We start from the raw sequence: 25,903 nt of genomic DNA, 5'->3' as shown, positions 1-25,903 counted from the left end.
CCCGTTCCTCGACAGGCGGGCATCCTGGCGGTGGACGGCACGAATCGCCAGACCGCAAACGCGACAACGTGAACCACCACGCGGGACGGCCGGGAATTGGCCGAAAACGACGACGGGACGACCTGGCCGGGGTGCGGTCAGGTCGTGTGGGCCTGCTGGATGCTGTCGCCGTTGTTGCTGATCGCGATGTACGTGCCGATGCGGCGGAAGTCGTTCATCACGCCGAACATGGTCTTGTTCGACGGGAGGAGTGCCTGGAGGGAAGTCTCCTCCGCCAGCTGGGCCAGGAGCATCTCCTTGTAGGCGTTGTAGACCCTCGCCGTGTAGCCGGGCTCCTTCGCCGCGTTCATCCGGTAGTCGTTGGTGAGGGCGATGGAGGCCAGGTCCATCAGGTAGCAGTCGATCAGGTCCGTGACGTCCTGGGCCCGGGCCCCGTCCTCGCCCAGGCGCGCATCCTCCGCCAGGACACCGGCCATCTTCAGGACGATGTCACGGTAGATGCGGTGCCTGGTGCTGCTGGGGAACGCCGCCATGATGTGGTCCGCCTGACCCGCACCCTCGGTGTTCATGGTCCGCGGCGTCTTCAGGTCCGACAGCCCCGGCACGGTGAGCGGAACTCCCCGGAACATGTCCTCCTCGTCAGGGATGTCCCGGTTCCGGGAGGCGAGGGGATGCAGACCGATCTCGTGGGCCAGCATGCCCATGATGTGGCCGATGCCGTACTTCTCGAAGTAGTAGCTCGCCAGGTTGATGTCCACCCCGGCGTCACCGCGGTCCGTCACGTCGGCCGGGGTCTCCGTCGTCCGCACGTGCAAGGTGATGCGGACACGGCGGTCACCCACGTACTCCTTGATGGTGTCGTGCTTCCGGAGCAGATCGATGATGCGGATCGCCTTGTCGCGGTATGCCTCGTCCGTGTGCTTCAGGTTGGTGAACTCGAAGTTCCCCGAGGAGAACGGTGCGTAGGCCGGTGTCGCTCGGTCTGTTGCCGGGTCGGACGCCGTGTTCGGGTCCTGCTGCATACGGGCCGGGACTTCGGTGACCGCCGCATCGTCCGCCGGTCGGGGCAGCGAGACCGGGTCCACCCAGACCGACTCGCGCAGGACCTCCTTGGTGTCGATGCGCACCTCGTCCCAGGTCCGCCCCGTGTCCTCCGGTCCGCTCCGCTCCAGCGGAGGCTCCACATCGCCGATCAACGCGCTCAGCAGCGCCAGGTGCCTGCCGCGAAGGCCCTTGGCGGCCAGCGAAGAGTCCTCGGGGGCCGCGTTCAGGTCACCGAGGAGACTGCCCGGGATGTGCGGACGCTGCGGAGAATCCGCGTCGCGGTATTCGTCCCGCAGACCGAGCTGGTGGGTCAGCTCGTGCACCATCTGCACCGGGTCGGCGTCCGCCCACCACGTGATCTGGTCCATCGCCCGGTCCCGGCCGACCAGGTCCACCGTCAGATGCGGACCCTTCGGCGACGACTCCGGCGACGGCCCCAGCAACGGCTGCGACGGATCGACCAACTCGACCGTCACATGCAACAGGTCACCGTTCGGCAGGCGGTAGCCGGGTTCGTTGAGGAACTCATGCACGCCCGCGTCGAGTTGACCGAACGCGCGCGCCCTTTGTGAGTCCGTGCCGCGCATCGCGACGCGGATGGTGAGGTCCGTGATCTGCTCGCCCTGGTAGGAGAGCCGCCGGGCGTCGAAGCCCGACCGCACCACGAAACGCGGCCGGCTGTCGCGCGGGCCCACCAACTGCGGTGTACCGGCCAGGGCTTGCTCGATGCTCTTCCCGACCTGCTGGGCGCCATCGGTGTCGTGCGGAAGCCGGGGGCGGGCCTCTGACGCCGGGATGGGCTGCTGGATGCTGTCGCCGCGGTTGTTGGTCGCGAGGCTGGCGGCCAGAGTCGCGAAGTCCCGTACGACGCCGAACATGCCCTTGTCGGCCGGCAGCAGGGCACGGGCGGGACTGTCATCAGCCATGCGCGCCGCGAACAGCGCCTTGTACGCGTTGTAGACCTTGGCCGTGTTGCCCGGTTCCTTCGCCGCGTTCATCCGGTAGTCGCTGGTGATCGCGATCGAGGCGAGGTCCATGAGGTAGGTGTCGATCAGGTCGGTGACGTCCTTGGCCTTGGCACCCTCCACACCCGCCTGCGCGGCCTCGGCCAGCATGTCGGCCATCTTCAGGACGATGTCCCGGTAGATCCCGTGCCGTGTACTGCTGGGGAACGCGGCCATGATGTGGTCCGCCTGACCCGCGCTGTCGGTGTTCATCGTGCGCGGAGTCCGCAGGTCGGCCAGCCCCGGCACAGGCAGCGGGATGCCTCGGAACATGGCTTCCTCGTCCGGGATGTCCCCGTTCCGGGAGGCGAGCGGATGCAGGCCGATCTCATGGGCCAGCATCCCCATGACGTAACCGATGTCGTACTTCTCGAAGTAGTAGCTCGCCAGGTTGATCTGGACGCCGTCCTGACCCAGGTCGCGTACGTCCGCCGGGGTCTCCGTCGTCCGTACGTGCAGGGTGATCCGGACGGGGCGCTCACCGACGTACGACTTGATCGTCGGGTGGTCCCGCAGCAGCTCGATGATGCGGACGGCCTTGTCCCGGTACCTCTCGTCCGTGTGCTTCAGGTTCGTGAAAGCGAAGTTCCCCGACTTGAAGGGGGTGAGGACCGGCTCCGGGGTCGGCTCCGTCAGTGGCGTCGGCGCGGGCTCGGGCGTGGGCTCCGACGTCGGCTCGGTGTTGGCCTGGGGCAGCCTGGGGCGAGCCTCGCCGGGGTTGCCGCCGGGCTGCTCCGGGGCGACGGGTCGCTGGATGCTGTCGCCGCGGTTGTTGGTACCGACGCTGGTGGCCAGTGCGGCGAAGTCACCCAAAACACCGAACCTGCCCTTGTCGGCGGGCAGCAGAGGCCGTACGGGACTGTCCTGGGCAAGACGCTCGGCGAGCTGGGCCTTGTAGGCGTTGTAGACCCTCGCCGTGTAGGCCGGGTCTCGGACCGCTCGCGCCCGGTGGTCGTTGGTGACCGCGATCGAGGCGAGATCCATCAGATACGTGTCGATCAGGTCCGTGACGTCCTTCGCCTTGGCCCCCGCCACCCCGACCCGTACGTGCTGCGCGAGCACCTCGGCCATCTCCAGCACGATGTCCCGGTAGATGCCATGCCGGATGGTGTGCGGGAAGGCCGCCATGATGTGGTCTTCCTGACCCGAACCCTCGGTGTTCATGAAACGCGGGGTACTCAGGGATTCCAGGCCCGGCACCATCAGGGGCATGCCGCGATACAGGTCCTCCTCCTCCGGGATCCGCGCGTTGCGGGAAGCCAAGGGGTGCAGGCCGATCTCATGGGCCAGCATCCCCATGACGTAACCGATGTCGTACTTCTCGAAGTAATAGCTGGCCAGGTTGATCTGGACGCCCTCGTCACCCAGATCGCGTACGTCGGCCGGGGCCTCCGTCGTCCGCACGTGCAAGGTGATACGGACCGGACGGCCGGCGACGTAGTTCTTGATCGTGTTGTGCTCGTCGAGCAGCTCGATGATCCGGACCGCCTTGTCGACGTACCTGTCCGTCTGGTTCAGGTTGGTGAACTCGTAGTTCCCCACCTTGAAGGCACGAAGGGCCGGCTCCGGCGCGGCGGGCGTCCGGTCCGGGTCCTGCTGCATGTGCGCCGGGACCCCGGTGGACGCGGTGGTGTCGGTCCCGTCGCCCACCGGTCGGGGCAGGGAGACCGGGTCGACCCAGATGGCCTCGCGGCGGACCTCGTCGGTGTCCTCGCGGATCTTGTTCCAGGTCTGCTCGCTGTCCTCCTGCGCACCTCGCTCGGGCCGCGGGGTCACGTCCCCGATCAGCGCACCGAGCAGCGCCAGGTGCCTGCCGCGAAGGCCCTTGGCGGCCAGCGAGGCGTCCTCGGGGGCCGCGTTCAGGTCACCGAGGAGACTGCCCGGGATGTGCGGACGCTGCGGAGAATCCGCGTCGCGGTATTCGTCCCGCAGACCGAGCTGATGCGTCAGCTCATGCACCATCTGCACCGGATCCGCGTCCGCCCACCACGTGACCTGGTCCATCGCCTGATCCCGGCCCACCAGGTCCACCGTCAGATGCGGACCCTTCGACGAAGACTCCGGCGACAGCTCCAGCGACGGCTGTGACGGCTGCGACGGATCGACCAACTCGACCGTCACATGCAACAGGTCACCGTTCGGCAGCCGGTATCCGGGACTGTTCAGGAACTCAGCCACGCCCGCGCCGAGTTGTGCGAAGGCATGCGCCTTCTGGCTCTCCGTACCGCGCAGCGCGATGCGCACCGTCAGGTCGGTGACCGGGTCACCGTCGTAGGTGAACCGCCGCGCGTCGAAGCCCGACCGCACCACGAAACGGGGGCGCCTGTCCCGTGGTCCTCTCCTCGGCCGCTCGGTGCCGGACGGCCCGCCCCGCAGCGCGGACTGGGTGCTGTCCTGCAAGAGCCGGGGGTGCGTTTCGCCGGTATCACTGCTGCTCGGCGCGGGCATGGCCGTCTGGATGCTGTCGCCCTGGTTGTTGAAGGCGACGCTGCTGCCCAGACCCAGGAAGTTGCCGGTCACGTTGTACCAGCTCTTGTCGGCCGGCAGCAGGCTCCTCACGGGGCTGTCCTGCGTCAGCTGTGCGGCGAACTGCTCCTTGTAGGCGTTGTAGACCTTCGCCGTGTAACGCGGCTCCCAGGCAGCGTCCTTGCGCTTGTCATTGGTGAGCGCGATCGTCGCCAGGTCCATCAGATAGGTGTCGATCAGGTCCGTGACGTCCTTCGCCTTGGCACCCTCCTCACCCGTCCGCGCCTCCTCCGCCAGATCATGGGCCATGCCGACCACGATGTCCCGGTAGATCCGATGCCTCGTACTGCTCGGGAACGCCGCCATGATGTGGTCCGCCTGACCCGCACCCTCGGTGTTCATGAAGCGCGGCGTCTTCAGGTCCGACAGCCCCGGCACGGCCAACGGCATTCCGGCAAACATCTCCTCCTCGTCGGGGATGTTCGTGTCCTTGGAGGCCAGCGGGTGCAGGCCGATCTCATGGGCCAGCATCCCCATGATGTAACCGATGTCGTACTTCTCGAAGTAGTAACTCGCCAGGTTGATCTGGACGCCGTCCTCGCCCAGGTCGCGTACGTCCGCCGGGGTCTCCGTCGTCCGCACGTGCAGGGTGATACGGACCGGACGATCGTCGACATAGGTCTTGATCGTGTCGTGCTTCCGGAGCAGTTCGATGATCCGGACCGCCTTGTCGCGATACCTCTCGTCCGTGTGCTTCAGGTTGGTGAACTCGAAGTTCCCCGACTTGAAGGGGATGAGAGTCGGTTCGGCGGCAGTGTCGGTGGCGGTGGTCGGTGCCGCGGGCGGGTCCTGCAGCATGCGCGGCGAGACGCCGATGGTCGCCGTGTCGGCCGTAGCGTCCATGTCGGCCGTAGCGTCCGTGTCGGCCGTGCCGTCGGTGTCGGTCTGGGGCAGTCGGGGGCGTGCCTCCGCGGGATCGCCGCTGGTCTGCTCCGGGGCGGTCGGCTGCTGGATGCTGTCGCCGCGGTTGTTGGTACCGACGCTGGTGGCCAGTGCGGCGAAATCACCCAGGACACCGAATCTGCCCTTGTCCCCGGGCAACAGCGGGCGGACACGGCTGTCCGGAGCAAGGCGCTCGGCGAGCTGGGTCTTGTAGGCGTTGTAGACCCTCGCCGTGTAGGCCGGGTCCTTGATCGCCCTCGCCCGGTGGTCGTTGGTGACCGCGATGGACGCCAGGTCCATCAGATAGGTGTCGATCAGGTCCGTGACGTCCTTCGCCTTGGCACCCGCCACCCCGACCCGCGCGTGCTGCGCGAGCACCTCGGCCATCTCTACGACGATGTCGCGGTAGATGCCATGCCGGATGGTGTGGGGGAAGGCCGCCATGATGTGGTCGGCCTGGCCCGCACCCTCGGTGTTCATGAAGCGCGGCGTACTCAGAGTCTCCAGGCCCGGCACCATCAGGGGCATGCCCCTGTACAGGTCCTCCTCCTCGGGGATCTTCGTATCCCGGGAGGCGAGGGGGTGCAGGCCGATCTCGTGGGCCAGCATCCCCATCATGTAGCCGATGTCGTACTTCTCGAAGTAATAGCTGGCCAGGTTGATCTGGACGCCCTCGTCGCCCAGATCGCGCACGTCCGCCGGGGTCTCCGTCGTCCGCACATGCAAGGTGATACGGACCGGACGGTCGCCGACGTAGTTCTTGATGGTGCTGTGCTCGTCGAGCAGCTCGACGATCCGGACCGCCTTCTCGACGTACTTCTCCGTCTGGTTCAGGTTGGTGAACTCGAAGTTCCCCAGCTTGAAGGAACGCAGGACCGGCTCCGGCACGACGGGTGCCGCATCCGGGTCCTGCGGCGTGCGGGCCGGGACCTCAGTGACGGCCGTGTCGTCCGCCGGCCGGGGCAGGGACACCGGGTCCACCCAGACCGACTCGCGCAGGACCTCCTTGGTGTCGATGCGCACCTCGTCCCAGGTCCGCCCGGTGTCCTCAAGTTCGCTCCCCTGCGGACGAGGCTTTACGTCGCCGATCAGCGCGCTCAGCAGCGCCAGGTGCCTGCCGCGAAGACCCTTGGCGGCCAGCGAAGAGTCCTCGGGGGCCGCGTTCAGGTCACCGAGGAGACTTCCCGGAATGTGCGGACGCTGCGGAGAATCCGCGTCCCGGTACTCGTCCCGCAGACCGAGCTGATGCGTCAGCTCATGCACCATCTGCACCGGATCCGCGTCCGCCCACCACGTGACCTGGTCCATCCCCTGATCCCGGCCGACCAGGTCCACCGTCAGATGCGGACCCTTCGGCAAGGACTCCGGCGACCGCCCCATCGAAGGCTGCGACGGATCGACCAACTCGACCGTCACATGGAGCCGGTCACCATTCGGCAGCCGGTAGCCGGGACTGTTCAGGAACTCGGCCACACCCGCGCTGAGTTGACCGAACGCGCGCGGGGTTTCCTCCGCCGTTCCGCGCAGCGCGATGCGGACCGTGAGGTCCGTGACCGGTTCGCCGTCATAGGTGAACCGCCGCGCATCGAAGCCCGAGCGCACCACGAACCGAGGTCGGCTGTCGCGCGGCCCCTTCAACCGCGGTCCGGTCGACGGGGCTTGCTCGGTCGACGGGGCTTGCTCGATGGACTCCTCGGTCTGCTGAGCGCTGTCGGTCGGCTGCGGGAGACGGGGGCGGGCCTCGTCCGTCGGCGCGGGCGGCTGGATGCTGTCGCCGCGGTTGTTGGTGGCGACGCCGGCGGCCAGTGTGGCGAAGTCCCGTATGACGCCGAACATGCCCTTGTCCGGGGGCAGCAGGGCACGGGCGGGGCTGTCGTCGGCCATGCGCGCCGCGAACTGCTCCTTGTACGCGTTGTAGACCTTGGCCGTGTTGCCGGGCTCTCGTGCCGCGTTCACCCGGTGGTCGTTGGTGACCGCAATGGAGGCGAGGTCCATCAGGTAGGTGTCGATCAGGTCCGTGGCGTCCTGGAGCTTGGCTCCCGGCACCTGTGCCTGCGCGAACTCCGCCATCATCTCCGCCATCTTCAGCACGATGTCGCGGTAGATCCCATGCCTGGTGCCACTGGGGTAGGCGGCCATGACGTGGTCGGCCTGACCCGCACCGTCGGTGCTCATCGTGCGCGGCGGCGTCAAGTGCGCCAGCCCCGGCACGGCCAACGGCACTCCGGCGAACATCTCCTCCTCGTCGGGGATGTTCGTGTCCTTGGAGGCCAGCGGGTGCAGGCCGATCTCATGGGCCAGCATGCCCATGATGTAACCGATGTCGTACTTCTCGAAGTAGTAACTGGCCAGGTTGATCTGGACGCCCTCGTCACCCAGGTCGCGCACGTCCGCCGGAGGCTCCGTCGTCCGCACGTGCAAGGTGATCCGGACGGGACGGTCGCCGACGTACGCCTTGATCGTCGGATGGTCCCTGAGCAGCTCGACGATCCGAGTCGCCTTGTCCCGGTACCTCTCATTCGAACGCTTCAGATTGGTGAACTCGAAGTTCTCCATCACGAAGGGTCCGGAGTCGGGTGCGGCGGCGGTGCCAGGTGTCGGGTTGGAATTGGAGTTGGAGTTGGAGTTGGAGCCTTGCAGCATGTGCGCCGGGACCCCTGTGGACGACGCGTTGTTGTCGGTACCGTCCGCCGGTCGGGGCAGGGAGACCGGGTCGACCCAGATGGCCTCGCGGCGGACCTCGTCGGTGTCCTCGCGGATCTTGTCCCAGGTCTGCTCGCCGTCCTCCTGCGCACCTCGCTCGGGCCGCTGGGTCACGTCCCCGATCAGCGCGCTCAGCAGCGCCAGGTGTCTGCCGCGAAGGCCCTTGGCGGCGAGTGAGGCATCCTCGGGAGCCGCGTTGAGATCGCCGAGGAGACTGCCCGGGATGTGCGGACGCTGCGGGGAGTCCGCGTCCCGGTACTCGTCCCGCAGACCGAGCTGATGCGTCAGCTCATGCACCATCTGCACCGGATCCGCGTCCGCCCACCACGTGACCTGGTCCATCGCCCGGTCCCGGCCGACCAGGTCCACCGTCAGATGCGGACCCTTCGGCGACGACTCCGGCGACGGCTGCGACAGCTGCGACGGATCGACCAACTCGACCGTCACATGCAACAGGTCACCGTTCGGCAGGCGGTAGCCGGGTTCGTTGAGGAACTCGGCGACACCCGCGCCGAGTTGAGCGAAGGCATGCGCCTTCTGGCTCTCCGTACCGCGCAGCGCGATACGCACGGTCAGATCGGTGACCGGGTCACCGTCGTAGGTGAACCGCCGCGCGTCGAAGCCCGACCGCACCACGAAACGAGGGCGCCTGTCCCGCGATCCCCCAGAGCGCGGTGAGCCGTTCGGCCGGGACCCCAGTGGCGCATCCGTGTTGCTGCCGGTGAGCCGCGGGCGCGCTTCGCCGGTCTCGGTGCCGCTCTGTGCCTGTGCCGGAGCGACGGTCTGGATGCTGTCGCCCTGGTTGTTGAACGCGACGCTGCTGCCCAGACCCAGGAAGTTGCCGGTCACGTTGTACCAGCTCTTGTCGGCCGGCAGCAGGCTCCTCACGGGGCTGTCCTGCGTCAGCTGTGCGGCGAACTGCTCCTTGTAGGCGTTGTAGACCTTCGCCGTGTAACGCGGCTCCCAGGCAGCGTCCTTGCGCTTGTCATTGGTGAGCGCGATCGTCGCCAGGTCCATCAGATAGGTGTCGATCAGGTCCGTGACGTCCTTCGCCTTCGCACCCTCCTCACCCGTCCGCGCCTCCTCCGCCAGATCATGGGCCATGCCGACCACGATGTCCCGGTAGATCCGATGCCTCGTACTGCTCGGGAACGCCGCCATGATGTGGTCCGCCTGACCCGCACCCTCGGTGTTCATGAAGCGCGGCGTCTTCAGGTCCGACAGCCCCGGCACGGCCAACGGCATTCCGGCAAACATCTCCTCCTCGTCGGGGATGTTCGTGTCCTTGGAGGCCAGCGGGTGCAGGCCGATCTCATGGGCCAGCATCCCCATCATGTAACCGATGTCGTACTTCTCGAAGTAGTAACTCGCCAGGTTGATGTCGACACCGGCATCACCGCGGTCCGTCACGTCGGCCGGGGTCTCCGTGGTCCGCACATGCAGGGTGATCCGGACCGGACGGCTGCCCACGTAGTTACGGATCGTGTCGTGCTTCCTGAGCAGCTCGATGATCCGGACCGCCTTGTCGCGGTACACCTCGTTCGTGTGCTTCAGGTTGGTGAACTCGAAGTTCCCCGACTTGAAGGGGGTGAGGACCGGTTCAGGCGCTGTGGGCGTCGCGTTCGGGTCCTGCAGCATGCGCGGCGAGACGCCGGTGGCCGCCGTGCCGATCCTGTTGGCCGTGTTGGCCGTAGCGTCCGTGTTGGCCGTGTCGGTCTGGGGCAGTCGGGGGCGAGCCTCGCCGGGGTTGCCGCCGGGCTGCTCCGGGGCGACGGGTCGCTGGATGCTGTCGCCGCGGTTGTTGGTACCGACGCTGGTGGCCAGTGCGGCGAAGTCACCCAAAACACCGAACCTGCCCTTGTCGGCGGGCAGCAGAGGCCGTACGGGACTGTCCTGGGCAAGACGCTCGGCGAGCTGGGCCTTGTAGGCGTTGTAGACCCTCGCCGTGTAGGCCGGGTCTCGGACCGCTCGCGCCCGGTGGTCGTTGGTGACCGCGATGGACGCGAGATCCATCAGGTACGTGTCGATCAGGTCCGTGACGTCCTTGGGCTTCGCGCCCGCGACACCGACCCGTACGTGCTGCGCGAGCACCTCGGCCATCTCCAGCACAATGTCCCGGTAGATGCCGTGCCGGATGGTGTGCGGGAAGGCCGCCATGATGTGGTCTTCCTGACCGGCGTCCTCGGTGTTCATGAAGCGCGGCGTCTTCAGGGTCTCCAGGCCCGGCACCATCAGGGGCATGCCCCTGTACAGGTCCTCCTCCTCGGGGATCTTCGTATCCCGGGAGGCGAGGGGGTGCAGGCCGATCTCATGGGCCAGCATCCCCATGATGTAACCGATGTCGTACTTCTCGAAGTAGTAACTCGCCAGGTTGATGTCGACACCGGCATCACCGCGGTCCGTCACGTCGGCCGGGGTCTCCGTCGTCCGCACATGCAGGGTGATCCGGACCGGACGGCCGGCGACGTAGTTCTTGATGGTGCTGTGCTCGTCGAGCAGCTCGACGATCCGGACCGCCTTCTCGACGTACTTCTCCGTCTGGTTCAGGTTGGTGAACTCGAAGTTCCCCAGCTTGAAGGAACGCAGGACCGGCTCCGGCACGACGGGTGCCGCATCCGGGTCCTGCGGCGTGCGGGCCGGGACCTCAGTGACGGCCGTGTCGTCCGCCGGCCGGGGCAGGGACACCGGGTCCACCCAGATGGCCTCGCGGGGTTGCTCGGTGGCGGACATTCGGGCCGCCGCCCAGCTCTCGTCGGCCTGGTCGCCGTCCTGCTGAGGCGCCGGAGTCACATCTCCGATGAGCGCTCCGAGCAGGGCCATGTGCCGGTCGCGCAGGCCGGCGGCGGCGAGCGAGGGGTCTTCGGGGGCCTCGTTGAGATCACCCAGCAGGCTGCCGAGGATGTGCGGGCGGTGCGGGGATTCGGCATCCCGGTACTCGTCGCGCAGGCCGAGCTGATGGGTGAGCTCGTGCACCAACTGGACCGGGGCGGCGTCGGCCCACCAGGTGACCTGGTCCATCGCCTGGTCCCGGCCCGCCAGGTCCACCGTCAGATGCGGTGACTTTGAATTCGGTGACCGCGGTGACTGCGAGGGGTCGACCAGCTCGACCGTGACATGCAGCCGGTCACCGTTCAGCAGGCGGTGGTGCGGGGCGTTCAGGAACTCCTCCACACCAGCCGTGAGCTGGTCGAACACATGGGCGGCCTGGCCGTCCGTGCCGCGCAACGCGATGCGGACAGTGAGGTCGGTGACCGGCTCGCCCCGGTACGAGAACCGGCGGGCGTCGAAGCCGGAACGCACCACGAACCGGGGGCGGTTGTCGCGCGGCCCTCTGGGCTGCGAGGTGCCGGGTGGCGGGGTCGGCGTCTCGCTACCGGTGCCCGTGCCGGTGGTGCCGGGCTCGGGCAGCCGGGGGCGTGCCTCGCCGGTGTTGCCCGCGGCCTGCTCCGGAGCAACCGGCTGCTGGATGCTGTCGCCGCGGTTGTTGGTCGCGATGCTGGTGGCGAGCTGGGTGAAGGACCGTGCGATGCCGAACAGGCTCTTGTTCGACGGCAGGAGGTCACGAAGAGCGGTGTTGCCCTCCAACTGGTCGTGGAGCATGACCTTGTAGGCGTTGTAGACCCTCGCCGTGTAGTTGGGCTCCTTGACCGCGTTCATCCGGTAGTCGCTGGTGACCGCGATGGAGGCGAGGTCCATCAGGTAGGTGTCGAAGAGGTCGGTGACGTCCTGGGACTTGGCTCCCGCGACGCCGACCCGGGCGTGCTGAGCGAGCACCTTGGCCATCTCTATGACGATGTCGCGGTAGATCCCGTACCGGATGGTCTTGGAGTAGGCGGCCATGATGTGGTCGGCCTGGCCCGCACCCTCCGTGTTCATGGTGCGCGGCGTCTTCAGGTCGGTCAGCCCCGGTACCGGCAGGGGCATGCCCCGGTACGCCTCTTCCTGCTCCGGAATCTCCGTGTTGCGGGAGGCGAGGGGGTGCAGGCCGATCTCGTGGGCCAGCATCCCCATGATGTAACCGGTGTCGTACTTCTCGAAGTAGTAGCTCGCCAGGTTGATCTGAACGCCCTCGTCACCCAGGTCGCGTACGTCGGCCGGGGTCTCCGTCGTGCGCAGGTGCAGGGTGATCCGGACCGGGCGGTCGCCGACGTAGTTCTTGATGGTGCTGTGCTCGTCGAGCAGCCCGGCGATCCTGACCGCCTTGTCGATGTACCTGTCCGTCTGGTTCAGGTTGGTGAACTCGAAGTTCCCCAGCTTGAAGGGGCGCAGGACCGGTTCCGACGGGACCGGCGCCGTGTCCGAGCTCGCGGGGGCGTCCGTGCCGTCGTCGGCGCCGGACAGCGTGCTCAGCTCGTACGCCTCCTCCTCCAGGAGACCCGGGAGGTCGTTGCCGGTCGGCGACGGGGGCAACGGAAGGACGACCGCGTCCTGCAACGTCGCATCCTGCGAGGCCGGGTCCGGGACCGGCGGCAGGGGCGGCGCGGGCGGCACCACCGGAGTCTGCGTCGAAGTGTCCGGCCCCAGAACCTCGACCTCCGTGCCCTCGCCCTCCGTGCCCTCGATCTTCGGCGCCAACAAGTCTTCCGGCGCCGTCAAGTCCTTCGGCGCCGTCGTGTCCTTCGGCGTCGGCGTCTTCGGGCCCTTGGTCTCCGGAGTCTTCGGACCCTTCGTCTCGGGGGCCTTCGAGTCCTTGGACTCCGGCGACTTCGAGTCCTTGGACTCGGAAGCCTTCGGCGGGGGCGCCGGGGTGTGCAGGGTCAGGGGGACGAAGTCCCCACCCCGGCGGCGGAGCCGGAGGTGCGGGCCGTCGTCGCCGGCCGGGCCGGCGTAGGTGTGGGCGGTTCCGTTCTCCTCGATCAGCGTGACGGTGGCGCCGGTCGCCGCGGCGGCCCACTTGGCCAGCGCCTGGTCGGCTCCGGGGCCCCACGGGGCCTCGGCGAGGTGGCGGCGCAGAATGCCGTCGAGGGTGTACTGGCTCGGCGCCGGGTCGCCGAGGCGGACCACCGGAGGCGGCGGCGAGAAGAGCGAGTCGCGCTCTGCCTGGTCGCCGGGCAGACCGTTCAGGCGCATCAGTTCGGCGGGCGACACCCCGGCGCGCCGGCGCAGCCGAGACGCCACCGGGCGGGCGAGTCCGGGCTGTTGCGCGGCCTGCAGCAAGGTGGTGGAGAGCGCGCCGAAGAAGCCGTTCCCACGGCCGGTGGGCGTGCCCTGGGTGTAGGTGGCGCCGTCGGGTGCGGTGAGGACGCCGTCGCGGTTCAGGCGGTAGCGCGGGCCTGTGCTGTCGGCGGGCGGCAGCCAGGGCGCGGTGGTGTGGGTCCGGTGCGCGGGCGGCTTCTCCGGTGCGGGCCGTGTGGTGTCGGTGTCCGGAGTCGCGACGGTCCCGGTGGTCGAGGTCCCGGTGTTCGTACCGGAGTTGGTCGCTGTGGTCGAGGTCTCAGAGGACTTCGAAGTCTCCGAGGTCTCAGAGGTCGCCGGACCCGGCAGCGCGGTGGCGACCGGCGGCGGGGTGCCGGGCGGGAGGGCTGCGTGGAAGAAGCCGTCGGTGGCGAAGAGGACCGGATCGGCGGCCGGGTCGACGGAGGCCGGGTCGATGCCGTGCGGCAGGAACAGCTGGTCGCGGCCCTCGTCGGTGACCACGGTGAGCGGCGTGCCCAGGACCCGGGCGGCGAGGGCGGGCAGCAGGTCGGCGCCACCGTGGTCCCCCGCGCGGCGCTCGGGCGGCTCGTTGTCCGAGAGGGCCGTGCCGTCCTGTCGCGGCTCGCTCGCGAACGGGCGGGACAGCGCCTGCGTGGCGAGCGCCGCCCGCTGATCGGGAGTCGGCCAGTAGGTCTGCGGGAGCCGGCCGAAGGCATCGAACTCGGCCTGCTGAGCGGGAGTGAACTCCACTCCCGCGGCGTCGAGTTCGGCCTGGGTGAAGGTGTCCGCGGCGTCCAGGGCAAGGGCGTCGAGCAGGTCGCCGTTGCCGTCCTTGCCCAGTTCCCAGGCGAGGCGGTCGCGGGCGGTGCCGATGGCTTCCGCGGTTACGTCCGGGTTGCCGGGGTCGCTGGTGAACCGGGCGGCGAGGTCGTCGCCGAGCAGGTACGGCAGACGGCCCCGGGTGTCGGCGGCGGCAAGCAGCGCGTGGAAGAACGAGGCGCCGTCGTGCGGCATGTCGTGCAGTTCGCGCACCGTGGCGCCGTCCGGCGAGGTGATGGTGCGCGGCGCGGAGTCGGTCCCGTCGGCGACGACGTACGGCGCGGGTGCCTCGGAGCGCCAGCCCGGCTCGGTGTACTCCTGCGGCCGGTCCGGCACCGTGACCGTGGCCGAACCCTGGTGGTGGGCGGTGAGGCGGGAGGCGGCGAGCTGCAGGCGGTGGTGGTCCTCGGCGGCGGCGTCGGTGCGCTTCTCCCAGCGGTACACCTCCTCGCGGGCGGCCTGCCAGGCGATGACGGCCGGGGAGTAGAACACGTCCGGCGGCAGGTCGGTCGGCTCGCCGGAGTTGTCGTCGCCGAGCGCGGTCCGGTCCTCGTCGCTCAGGTCGAGCCAGGTCTCCCGGGACCGCGCCCGGGCGTCGTAGTAGTTCTTCTCGGCCGTGGCGAGGTCGGCAGCGGCCTTGGCCTGGCTGTCCCAGGCCTTGAGGACCTCGTCGGTGAGCGTGGACTCGTCCAGGAGGCCGTAGTCGCGGGCGAGGTCCTCGCGCAGCCAGACCAGGGCGGTGGTCTCGGCCTCGGCGGCGCGCGGACCGCGCTTGGCCTTGCCGAGCGCGTGCATCGCGCGGCTGTCGGTGAACCGGTGGTCCACCTCGGCCACCGAAAGCCAGCTCACCGGCAGGGCGAAGAGCATGCTCCGGTCGGTGAGGACCTTGTTGTGGGTGCCGAGGGTGGTGTCCGTGGTGCTCTTGAGGTTGGTGCCGTCGTTCGTGCCGCCGATCGGGACCGTGGCGCCCGGGTTGGTCACACCGGCGTTGCTGTTGCCCGCCAGCGGCGCGGTGCCGACCGCGCCCTCGACGTTGTCGGTGATGCCCGCCTCGAACGCGTCGGAGGTCTTGGCCCGTTGCATGGCTTCCATGCGCGGCTTGTTCTCCACGGCGAGCAGCCGCGCCCCGCGGCGGTGCATCTTGGCGTAGAGGCGGGAGTCGGCGGTGTGCGACTGGCCGAAGAGGTGGGAGGACGCCTGGGTGGGCAGTGGTGCGCCGTTCGCGCCGAGTGCCTCGCGGAAGCCGCCGGTCAGGCCGACCTGGGTGGTGGCCTCCTGCTGGGCCTGGCCGGGCGCGGTGCCGAGGCCGGTGAGCGAGGTGAGGCGGGCCATGCGTACCCGGCTGCCGAGGCCGGCGCCGGTGTGCCGGCTGCCGAGGTCGCTGTCTCCGAAGCCGTCGGCGCGGGCGGTGGCGATGGTCAGGGCGTCGTGCACGTTGGCCGCGCCGCGGATGTCCACGGCGAGGATGCCGGAGCCGATCTGGTCGTCGAAGGGCAGGACGTCCGGGTCGGGGCTGCCGCCGGGGTCCCCGGCGGCGGAGGTGCGCCAGGTGGCGATGCCCTCGGGGCGGGCCTGCGCGGCGGTCAGTACCCGTACCGCGCGCTGCGGTTCCGGTACGTCCTGCTCGGTGAGCGCGCCGTCGGCGCCGTCGCCCTCCGGGGTGAGCAGGCTGGCCGGGAGGACCTCGTTGAGGGTGCCGACGGGGGTGGCGGGGATACCGGGGGCGAGCGCGTCCCCGGTCGCGTTCGTCATGGTGACGGTGAGGGAGTAGCTGGTGATGATCTCGGCGTGGGCCTGGGTGGTGGCGATGTTCGGCATCGCGGTGGTGCCGGCGGTCTGGATCCGATTGCTCGACCGCTGCTTGGCCGCGGTGCCCTGGAGGGAGGGGTTGGCGATGAGGATGCCGTCCTCCGCGGCGCGCTGGCCCCCGCTGAGCGTCACGTCGGCGCCGCGGTCCTGCGAGACTCCCCCGGCGTCGTCGCGGGCGGTGGTGCGGTAGTCCTCCAGCTCGTAGCCGGTACGCAGCCTGTCCACCGTGGTGGTGATCGGTGTCAGCTTGAACTGGAGCTGTCCCGGGCTGCCGTTGACGGGCAGGTGGAAGGGGTTCTTCCAGGTGCGGTAGCGGACCGGCAGGTTCAGCCCGTCGGTCGTCAGCTCGTGCAGGTGGGCGGCGAGGAAGTCCGGGGAGAGCCGCTGGAGGACCTGCTCCCGGTCGTGCGAGGGAACCCCGATCTGCTCCAGCTGCTGCATCAGCTGCTTCACCACGGGGCCGGCGTCGAGCTGGCCGCTGGGGTGGGTGGGGAAGCGGCGGAACCGCAGGTAGGGGGGCAGCCGGTAGCCGCGGCCGAGGTTGTGCGGGGTCTTGTCGCCCAGCCCGTCCGGGGCGAGTCCGGCCTCGATGACGTCCTGCATCGGCAGATGGAACATCACCGCGTCGCGGATGCGCTGGAGCGCGGCGGCGGCCCGGCGCGGGGCGAGGCTGTTGCCGAGGCGGTCGGAGACGAGTCCGGCCGCGGAGCTGATACCGGCCCCGGCACGGGTGCCGATCGCGCCCATCGCGGCCGTCCACCGGTCCCGTACCGCGATGGTCTCGGCGGTGTCGGCGACCACCAGGTACATGCGCCCGGCGTAGGAGAGGGTGGTGTTGCGCCCCCGGGTGAGGGTCTGCGAGACGCTGCGGCCCTTGCCCCAGGCGTACTGCAGGGCGGCCGAGTAGGAGCCGACCACCGCCGGTCCGCCCGGGGACCGCTGCAGGGGTGTGTCGGCGCCCTGGAGGCCGAGGGTGGTGCGTGAGCCGGTGCTCGCGCTGCCGTTGACGCGGTGTTCGTTGCCGACGGTGGTCTCGGAGCTGGCGGGCTTGGGGTCGCTCTTGACGCGGAAGTTGCTCAGCTCTCCGCGGACCACTCCCTTGAGGTAGTGGGTCCTGAACGGTCCGGCGCCGTTGAGGCCGGCGACGCGGGAGCCGAACGGGCCCAGGTACTGGCCGAGTTGACCGGCAACGCTGAGGTTCGCCATCGCGCGGCGCAGCGCGGTGCGCACCGGGGCGCCGGGGGCGCTGACGTGCCAGGAGGTGCCCGAGGCACGGTCGGCGGTGTCCTGCATGAGCTGCTGGCGCTGCGGGCCGCCCTCGGCGCTGAGTACCACGTGCGGGGCGCTGAGCAGCTTCTTGGTGAGCTGCTGGTCGGCCGAGTCCGTCCCCGGCAACGGGCGGATGCCGTCGAGCAGTTCGTCCGCCACGGTCGCGGAGAGCTGCCGCGGGGCGGGCGTGGTCGCGGTGGCGGGCGTCGTACCCGTCGGCGTCGTGCCGGTCGACGTCGTACCGGTCTGCGGCGGATCGGCGGGGGCGTACCGGTCGGAGCCGTGCGCGGCCGGTACGGCCAGCTCCACCCGGCCCACGGTCTCGTTGCCCCGGGTGAACAGGGGCCGTTCCTCGACCTTGCTGACGAAGACGCCCGCGCCGAGCAGGCCGACCGAGGCGAGCCTCGCCCAGCCGCGTGGGCGGCGGTGGCCCTCGAAGGTGGCGCCCAGTTCCACCTGGTAGCTGTAGAGGTCGGCGCCGGTCTGGAACATCAGGTGGTCGTGGACGACCGCGACCGTGTTCCTGGTGGCCTTCTGGTCGGTCCGCGCGTGCCGGAGCCCGACCGCCACGCTGCCCGCCTGGCGCGGCACTCCGGCCTCGGGGTCCTTGTCGTGGTCGCGCGGCCCGACACCCATCTCGACACCGCCGGACAGGGTGACGGACGCCTGCTGTCCCTGGCCCGAGACCTCGGTGCCGATCACCGCGTTGCGCAGCGAGCGCTCGCTCATGGTGGTCTCGAAGCGTCGGTCGGTGAGGCGCGCCCTGAGGATGAGCGTGTGGTGGCCGCGGCGCACCTTGCCGTCCTCGGTGAGGGTGACCGGCACACCCGTGGTGGACAGGTCGTCCAGGCTCTGCGCCAGGCTGGGCCGGTTCAGCGCCTCGCGCACCTGACGGTCGTTGTGCAGCGCGGTCCGCATCCGGCCGTCGCCGTACCAGAACTTGGCCAGCCGCGGATGCCGCAGCATGAACGGCGGGACGAACAGCGACGGGTACGAGCGGTGCAGCGTGTCCAGCACGGTGTCCGTGAACGCCACCATGGGGTCCTGCGGGGCGGGCGGCGGCGTCTGTTTCTGGGTCGACGGCTGATTCTGGGTCGAGGGTTGGGTCTGGGTCTGGGTCTGGCCCTGGGTGGACGGCTGCACCTGAGTCTGCGGCTGAGACTGGGTCTGGGTCTGGGTCTGGACAGGAGGCGGGAGCGGCGGCGGAGTCTGCGTCTGAGGGGCGGCGATCGGACGGAAACCCTCGGCCCGGACCTGACCGCTCAGGTGGACCGGGTCCTCCCGGCTGAGGTACCACGGCACCGGCGGCTCGGCGTCCGGGTTGGGGCCCGCCTGGCCGGGGGTACGACTGTCCCAGCCCGCGAGGCGGCGCGCGTCCTGCGTGGAGATCCAGTCCAGGCTGACCACCCGCACCGGGCGGGCCGCCGACGGCAGTTCGCCGGGCTTGCGCACCATCAGCGTGCGTTCCACCCGGTAGAGCGCCACAGGCTGGTTACGGATGCGGCCGGTGGTCTTCCGGGCCGCGTCGACGCCGAGATAGTGACCGCGCCCGGTGGAGAGGTCGGCGCGGACGAGGGGGCCGCCCTGGAGGCGTACGTCGGTCTCCAGACCGGCGAGGGTGTAGTTCGGTCCCGCGGTGACCTGGAAGCCCAGACGGGTGTCACGGACGTGCCCGCGCTCGTTCTGGTAGGTGGTCTGGGTGAGGTCGCGCAGCTCCGCCTTGACCGACTCGGTGACCAGGGTCGCCCGGTTCGGTACCGACCGCTCCACGATCAGGTGCCCCAGCGGATGCTGCCCGCTGCCCCGGGTCAGCTCGGGCCCGGTCACCGGTCCGGAGAACCGGCCGAACAGAGAGAGCAGCCGACCCGGCCGGACGTAGGAGACCAGGGTGCGGTGCGCCGAACTTCCGGGCCGCGCACCGGAGATGGCGATCGCCACGTCCTCCGGCGAGTCCGTCAGGTGCAGCCCGGTGGTGTCGGTCATCCGCGGCTCGATGCCGTCCGGGAAGGTGAGCGTCTTCGGTGCCCGCTGCGGCCCCTTGTAGGGCACGGTGAGGTCGTCCGGCAGTCGCCAGCTCAGCCCGTCGCGCATCGCGAACTCCGCGGTGTGCACGTTCGTGCGCTGCCAGTTCGGGGTCGGCCGTGCCGGGGTGGGCGGGGTGGTCGTCGTGGGGGCGGCCGTGGTGGTCGTCGGCGCCTCGGTGACACGGTCCACCCGCACGCGGTAGTGGACGTCGTCCAGGTGCAGGTGCGAACCCTCCCAGTTGCGCCACTCGGACTGGTTGTACGCCTGGGTGCCCTGCGCGTAGTCGGTCTTGCGGGTCCAGCCGAGCGAGAAGCCGATCTTCAGGAGCCAGTTGAGCGGGGGTCCCATGCTCAGACCGCCGGCGATGCGCCGCCCGAACCCGACACTGCGCCCGCCGCCCGTGCCTGCCTGGCCGCGTCGCATGGTGTCCAGCCGGACGGTGGCGCCGCCCACGTTGGAGAAGCGTTCCCAGCGGTGGTACGGGATGGCCTCGACCGTCATCTCGTGGCCGACCCCCGACTTCTCCCGGCCCACGAAGCGCGCACCGCGCGGGGCGGTGAAGGCGTCGGGCTGCTGGGTCAGGAGCCGCAGCAGCTCCGCTCTGTCGAACTGGGCGCGCAGCTTCGCCGGAAGCTTGCTCAGGATCTCCTCGGCCACCTGCTCGGGCGAGCGGAGCGTGGTCTTGCCGAGGCCGGTGAAGAGTCCGGTCGGAGGGCTCAGCGGGGTTCCGGTCGTCGGGGCGGCCGGGGTGCCGTCGCCCGGATCGGCGTCCGGGCTGATCAGGACCGTGAGGAGCCGGCTGCCGTCCTCGAACGTGACAGTGGTCGGTGCCGGCCCCGGCGGCGGGGCGTCCAGGCCGGTCAGCAGGCGCGCCGGGCGGTGCCGTTCGAGCTGGGTCTCCAGCGGTACCGGGTCGCCCCGGTCGGGCGTCTCGGTGTCGGGTGTCTCGGTGTCGGGTGTCTCCGTGTCGGACGTCTCGGTGTCGGTGTCGGGGCTGTCGAGGTCGGTGACCCCGCCCATGCTGCGCAGCCACTCCCCGAAGACACCGTCGCCGTCCGAGTCCAGAACCGTCGGGTCCTGGACGGCCGGGTCCTTCGTGGTGCCGGAGTCCGGCTTGCTGTTGGGGTTCGGAGTCGTGTTCGGGTCCGGTACGGGGGTGATGGGCGCCGAGGCCGGAACCAGGGCGTCGTAGTGGTCGGTACCGTTGTAGGACAGGTGCAGGGTGCCGCCCTGGCCGCCCGGGTTGAGGGTGTTGACGAAGGTGGTACCCGGCGTCCTCGGGTCGGGCTGGACGAGTCGCAGGTCGAGGTCGAGGGTGTGCGCCAGCGCTTCCGGGAGCAGGTCGGCGAAGGGGGAGGCCCACAGGTCGGACAGTTCGGCCGCAGCGGCGACCAGTTTCCCGGTTCCGAGCTTTCGCGCGGCGGCGGGTGTGGGCACCACGGCGGCGAGCTGCGGGTAGTCGCTCTCCCCGATGATCCGTTGCCACTCGGCGGTGTCGGCGCCGGTGATGACGTCCTGCGCGATCCGGTCCCAGTCCTGCGTGATCTGCTTCAGCTCGGCCTCGTCCTCCACCCCGGCGAGAGCGCGCATCCGCAGGTCGTCCACCACGGCGAACACCGGGTCCGCGATCGCCGCGCCCATGTTGTCGCCCAGTTCGGTCCCGGCGATCCGGTCGCGCAACAGGCGGCGAAGGTTGGCGATGTTCTGCGCGGCCCACGCCGGCGGTATGTCCTGGCTGCGCGCGCTGTCGAGCACTCCCCGGAAGAGGCAGTTGCCGCCGCCGGGGGTGTCCAGCCGCCGGAGGGCCAGGCCGTCCGCGTGCACGATGTCCGCGGTGCCGGGCGTGGTCTTGCTGAGGAGGGTCAGGTCCTCGGCGAGGCTCTCCGGACGGCTCGACGCGGGCGCCAGGTCGGGCCTGCGGCGGGCGAGTTCGGCGGTGTCCTCGGCGCTCAGGCCCAGCTCGGACAACTGCAGCGGCGTGCCGGCGAGCGACCAGGTGATCTGTGCGGCGGGTGAGTAGGAGAGTCCGCGCACGTCCTCCGGCGACACCAGGGTGGTCGGCGGGAGCGCGGGCGGTGGCGGGGGCAGCAGGGCGTCGAGCGTGGTGTCGGGCCCGGCGGTGCTCCGCAACTCGGCCGCGGCACGCAGGAATTCGGTGTACTGCTCGACGGTGGGTTCAGCGGACGGATCGCTGTCCGTGGTGACACTGCCGACTGTGACGCTGCCGGTGGGGCCCGTCGCAGCGCCCCGGTCGACGACCATCCGGCGCAGCAGGTCCGGAGTCATCCGGCCGTCGCCGTAACGGGATGCCGTCTCCTGGCTGAGCCAGCGCAGGTTGTCCACGAAGGCGAGTCCGGCGAGCAGCTCCCGGTTCTCCGGCCGCTGTTCGGCGTCCGGGCCGAGGACACCTCGCAGGGTGCGGATCTGCTGGAGGGTACGGGCCTGGGCGAAGGCGTCGGCCGGATCCGGGCCCGCGTGCAGGCCCGCGTCGCGCGCCAGCCCGTCCAGGTCGGCGCCGGTGGGCTCCGGGGTGAAGAGCCGCCACCCTCCCGGGCCGTCCGGCCCCTCGGTGAGCACCGCGCGGACGTTGCCGTCCCGGTCCCGGGCCGTGCCCACCTCGGTGGTCGGCGCGTACACCTGCCGTCCGGTGCGGTTCGCCACGTGCTGGGCCACCGGCAGGCCCGCGATCATCGGCTGCCGCCCGGTCTCGCAGGAGAACAGCACCAGCGGCCGGTCCTGATCGCCGTCCTGCGCCCAGAGCTTGAGCACCTCGCCGAGTTGTACGCCGCTGACCTTCACCGTGGGGAGCGCCGCGTCGTCGGTGCCGAGGGTGACCGTACGGGAGGTGGCGTGCCCGACGAAGTAGTCGGCGCCACGCTTGGTGCCCGAGCCGGGGAGTGCGGTCGGCGGGCCGGTGAACACGGTACGGCGGACGGGCGGGTCCGCGGCGGTCTCCGGGGCCGGAGCCGAGGTGGTGGCCGTTGCGGTGGCCGGGGTGACGGACGTGGTGCGCACGCCGCGGAAGGTGTCCTGGCCGAGCAGCGCCTGACGCCCCGCGCCGTGTGCCGTACCGTCCTCGGCCGGGCCCTGCGAGATGGTCAACGTCTGTACGGCGCGCCCTGGTCGGGGCTTGACCGTCGAGCTCGGCACCAAGCGCCGGAGCTGCGCGACGGGCACCTTGTGGCCGTCCAGGGTGGTGACGACCGGCTCGCCCGTGGGCCGGGCCGGGCTGTTCCCGTTGGCGGAGGTCCGGCCGCTGTTCGCGGGGCGCACGACGATCCGCCCGGTGGGCGGGAGCACCACGGGCGGCGGTGTCGCGGGGGCATTGTCCGAGGTGGTGGGTGGCGTGGTCGGTGGCGGTGGCGGCGGGGTGCCACCGTCGCCGGGCCCGCGCCCGCCGCCGAGGCCGGAGATCTGCCCGCCGGTCGAATCGCCGTTGCCCGACTCCAGGTGCAGGTCGGTGGCCGTCTCGGTCCAGGGGCGGGACAGGGTGGCGAGCTTGGCCGTGACGGGTGCGCCGGTGTCCGTGGGGTTCGGAGCGACTCCGTTGCCGTTCAGACCGGCCAGTGCGTCCGAGACCATCTTCGGGCGCGCGGCTCGCTCGGGGGCCGGGTCACTGTCGGTCGTGACGCCGCCCTTTGTGTCGGGGTCGGAGGTCGTGGAGGGCGCCGGGCCGAGGGCGTCGTTGAGCGGCAGCAGCACGTCCGCGCCGGGGAAGGCGGTGTCGGAGGTGTCCGAGGTGCCGTCCGGCAGCACGGCGGTCGGGGGACCGGTGAGCGGTCGGACCCGGACCGGGGCACCCGGACCCTCGCGGGTCAGTTCGACAGCGGCACGTACCGGACGCCCCGACCCGTCCGACGAGACAGCGGGACCGAGCACGACGGCCCGGTCGACCCCGGCCCCGTCCAGCAGTTCGGCCGCTTCCGGCGCCCCCTCCCCCGGCGGCGGCACCTCCGAGACCACGATCGTCAACGGCTGTGTCTGCGGCTGCGGCTGGGTGGTCGAGGAGTTCGTCGTGGCAGGGGCCGGACCGGCCTTCACGTCGCCCCGGTCACCGCTGTCGCCCACGTCGCCCGTGTCGGCGTACGAGCCGGTGGTGCTCACCTTCGGCGGGGCCGTGGTGATGTCGGCGTCCGGGGTGGGCGAGTTCTCGGCGGAGTCCGAGGTGACCTGCGTCTCGGCCGAGTTGGCGGTCTCCGGAGTGGCCGTGGCCTCCGGAGAGATGGTGGTCTCCGGAGAAGTGGTGGTCTCCGACGACTGCGAGGTCTGCGGGCCGCTGTCCGTCGTGATCTGCGCGCTGTCGTCCGTCGTGATCTGCGAGTCGTTGTCGGTCGAGGACTGCGCGTTGTTGTCCGTCGAGGACTGCGTCTCGTCGACCGAGGTCGTGCCGTCCGGGTTGCGCGTGCCCTGAGGCTGCGTGGCGGAGGAGTTCTGGGTGCCTCCGGTGCTGGGGGCACCACCGGGCCGGGCGCCGCTGTTGTTGCCCGTACCCGTGGCGGGCGCGTTGGTCGTGGGGCTGTTGGAAGCGACAGGGCCGGCAGTCCCCTGCCCCTGCCCCTGCCCCTGCGACTGCGACTGCGACGTACTGTCGCCGTGCTCGCCCGCCAGGTCCGGAGAGTTCTGGACATCGCTCGCCAGGTCCACGGAGTTGTCGACGCTCTCCAGGTCGACGGAGTTGTCGACCTGGACGTCGAGGTCCTGGTCCGCCACCGAGCCGGAGGTGTTCCCGGAGGGGCCGGGAGCGGGGTTGGCCGTGGGGCCACCACCGAGGGTGCCGGAGTCGGCGGCACCCGGATTACCCACCGTGATCGGGTTGTCCACCGTGATCTGGGTGCCGAAACTGTCGAGGGCGCGGCGGACGTCATCGGCGTCGATCTGAGCGGCGGGGCTGTTGCCGGCCGGGACCACCCGGACCTCGGGCAGCTGCGACAGGTTGCTGTGCAGGTTGTCGCGGACGTCGATCTCGCTGCCGCCGGGCTGCTGGGAGCCACGCAGCGCGGCGAGGTCGCGCAGCGCCTGCTCGCGGACCTCGGCGGGTCCGTTGTGCACCTGCTGCCACAGCTCGTTCTCCGCGGCGGTCACCGGCAGCGGACCCGGGGTGTACGCAGGCGGGTTCACGCTGGTGTACGGCGGCGGGTCGCCGACCGAGTAGGGCGGCGGCAAGTCGGTCCCGGTGAAGTCTCCGGTGAAGTCCCCCGTGCCGTTGTTCTGCTGCGAGCCGGGCGTGGGCGAGTTGCGCGTGGCCCCGCCGCCCGAGGAGCCCGAGGTGTCCGTGTTCGAGGGCCCGTCGGCGCTGTCGGAGTCCCCGCGGGAGCGCGTGTCACCGTCGGAGTCCCGCGTGTCCGAGTCGGTGTTGCCGCCGGAGACGGTGGGCGGCTGGTTGCGCAACTTCTCGATGGCGTTGCGCAGTTCGGCGCCGCTGTTCACAGCGGTGGACGACAGGCCGCCCTCGACCGCGCTGCTGACGCCCGCGCCGACGAACGTCGACCAGCTCGTGGACCAGTCGCCGTCGAAGGCGCCCTTGATCAGGATCTCCGCTACCGCCTCACCGGCACCGGCGGCGAGGAAGTCGGCGGTGCCCTTGAGGCCGTAGTGCCCGGCGAGTGCGCCCGGCCGGTCGGCGTTGTGCTTCAGGATCTGGTTGTTCCGCCAGAGGCTGGTGTTGTTCTTGAAGGACGAGGGGTTGAAGCGGAACGAGAACAAGTTCTTGTTCGTGAGGTTGGGGCTGTTCAGGTTCGGGTTGGGGCCGGGACTGTTGGTGGGCGGATTGTCGTTCTTGGAGCCGGGACCGGGGCCGGGGTCGGGGTTCGGCTTGGGGTTCGGCCCGTTGTTGAAGTCGAGCTTCGGGGGGTTGTTGAAGTTGGGACCGTTCTTGAAGTCGGCGTCCGGGCCCTTCTTCAGGAAGTTGCTGTCGAAGGCCTTGACGATGTCCTTCGCGAACTTGTCGAAGATGCTGGTGAAGAAGCCCGCCGCGGCACCGAACGCGGCGGACTTGAGGATGTCGTTCCAGTCGAAGTGGTCGGGCCGGCGGCCGTTCGGGGCGAAGTTCATCATCGCGAGGCGTACCGCGAAGGTGGTGAACGCCTCGGCGAACGCCTCGGTGAGCGAGGGCGCCAGGTGCAGCCGCTGGAGCAGATGGGTGAGCGTGGTGAGGATCATGAACCGGCTGCGCAGCTTGGCCATCATGATCTGGCTGGCGGAGGCGCCGCCGGTGAAGAAGGACATGGCCAGGTAGATGGCGATCTCGATGAGCAGCCGGATGACCTCGGCGATGACCTGCCACTTGGACTCCATGATGTCCATGGAGGTCTTGCGCCGGCCCTCGGCGATCTTGTCGAGCTGGTCGGAGAACTCGCGCAGGTAGTTCTTGCCGCCGTCGTCGATGAGCATGCCCATCGCCTTGGCGTACGACTTGGAGAGGTCGTCGGGCATGACCTCGGCGATGTCGTGGATCGACTTCTCGATCAGCGACGACACCCTGTCGAGCTTCCGGCCGAGTCCGGAGTAGGGCCGGCGGCTCTCGAAGGCGAGGTCCTCGTCGGCGTCGATGAGCTTCTCGCCGGTGAGGATGAAGAGCATAGCGTTGACCTCGGGCGAGGCCATCATGCTCATCGGGGGCCGCCTCGCGCGCCGTTCGGGCAGGACGGAAGGGCCGCTCCCGGCATCACGCGGGAGCGGCCTTCGGT

Annotated in this window: 1 protein-coding gene; it reads right to left on the bottom strand. The window is 70.1% G+C overall.

The genetic code is table 11. The features are described 5' to 3' along the window. Positions 1–137 precede the first annotated feature (137 nt). Complete coding sequence (locus OHS59_RS38740; protein WP_328497987.1) at positions 138–25,829, bottom strand: hypothetical protein; 25,692 nt, start codon at positions 25,827–25,829, stop codon at positions 138–140. Positions 25,830–25,903 lie beyond the last annotated feature (74 nt).

Source organism: Streptomyces sp. NBC_00414, from assembly GCF_036038375.1.
Classification (GTDB): domain Bacteria; phylum Actinomycetota; class Actinomycetes; order Streptomycetales; family Streptomycetaceae; genus Streptomyces.
The sequence above is the reverse complement of the archived record's forward strand: the minus strand, read 5'-3'. Positions and strand labels throughout refer to the sequence as shown.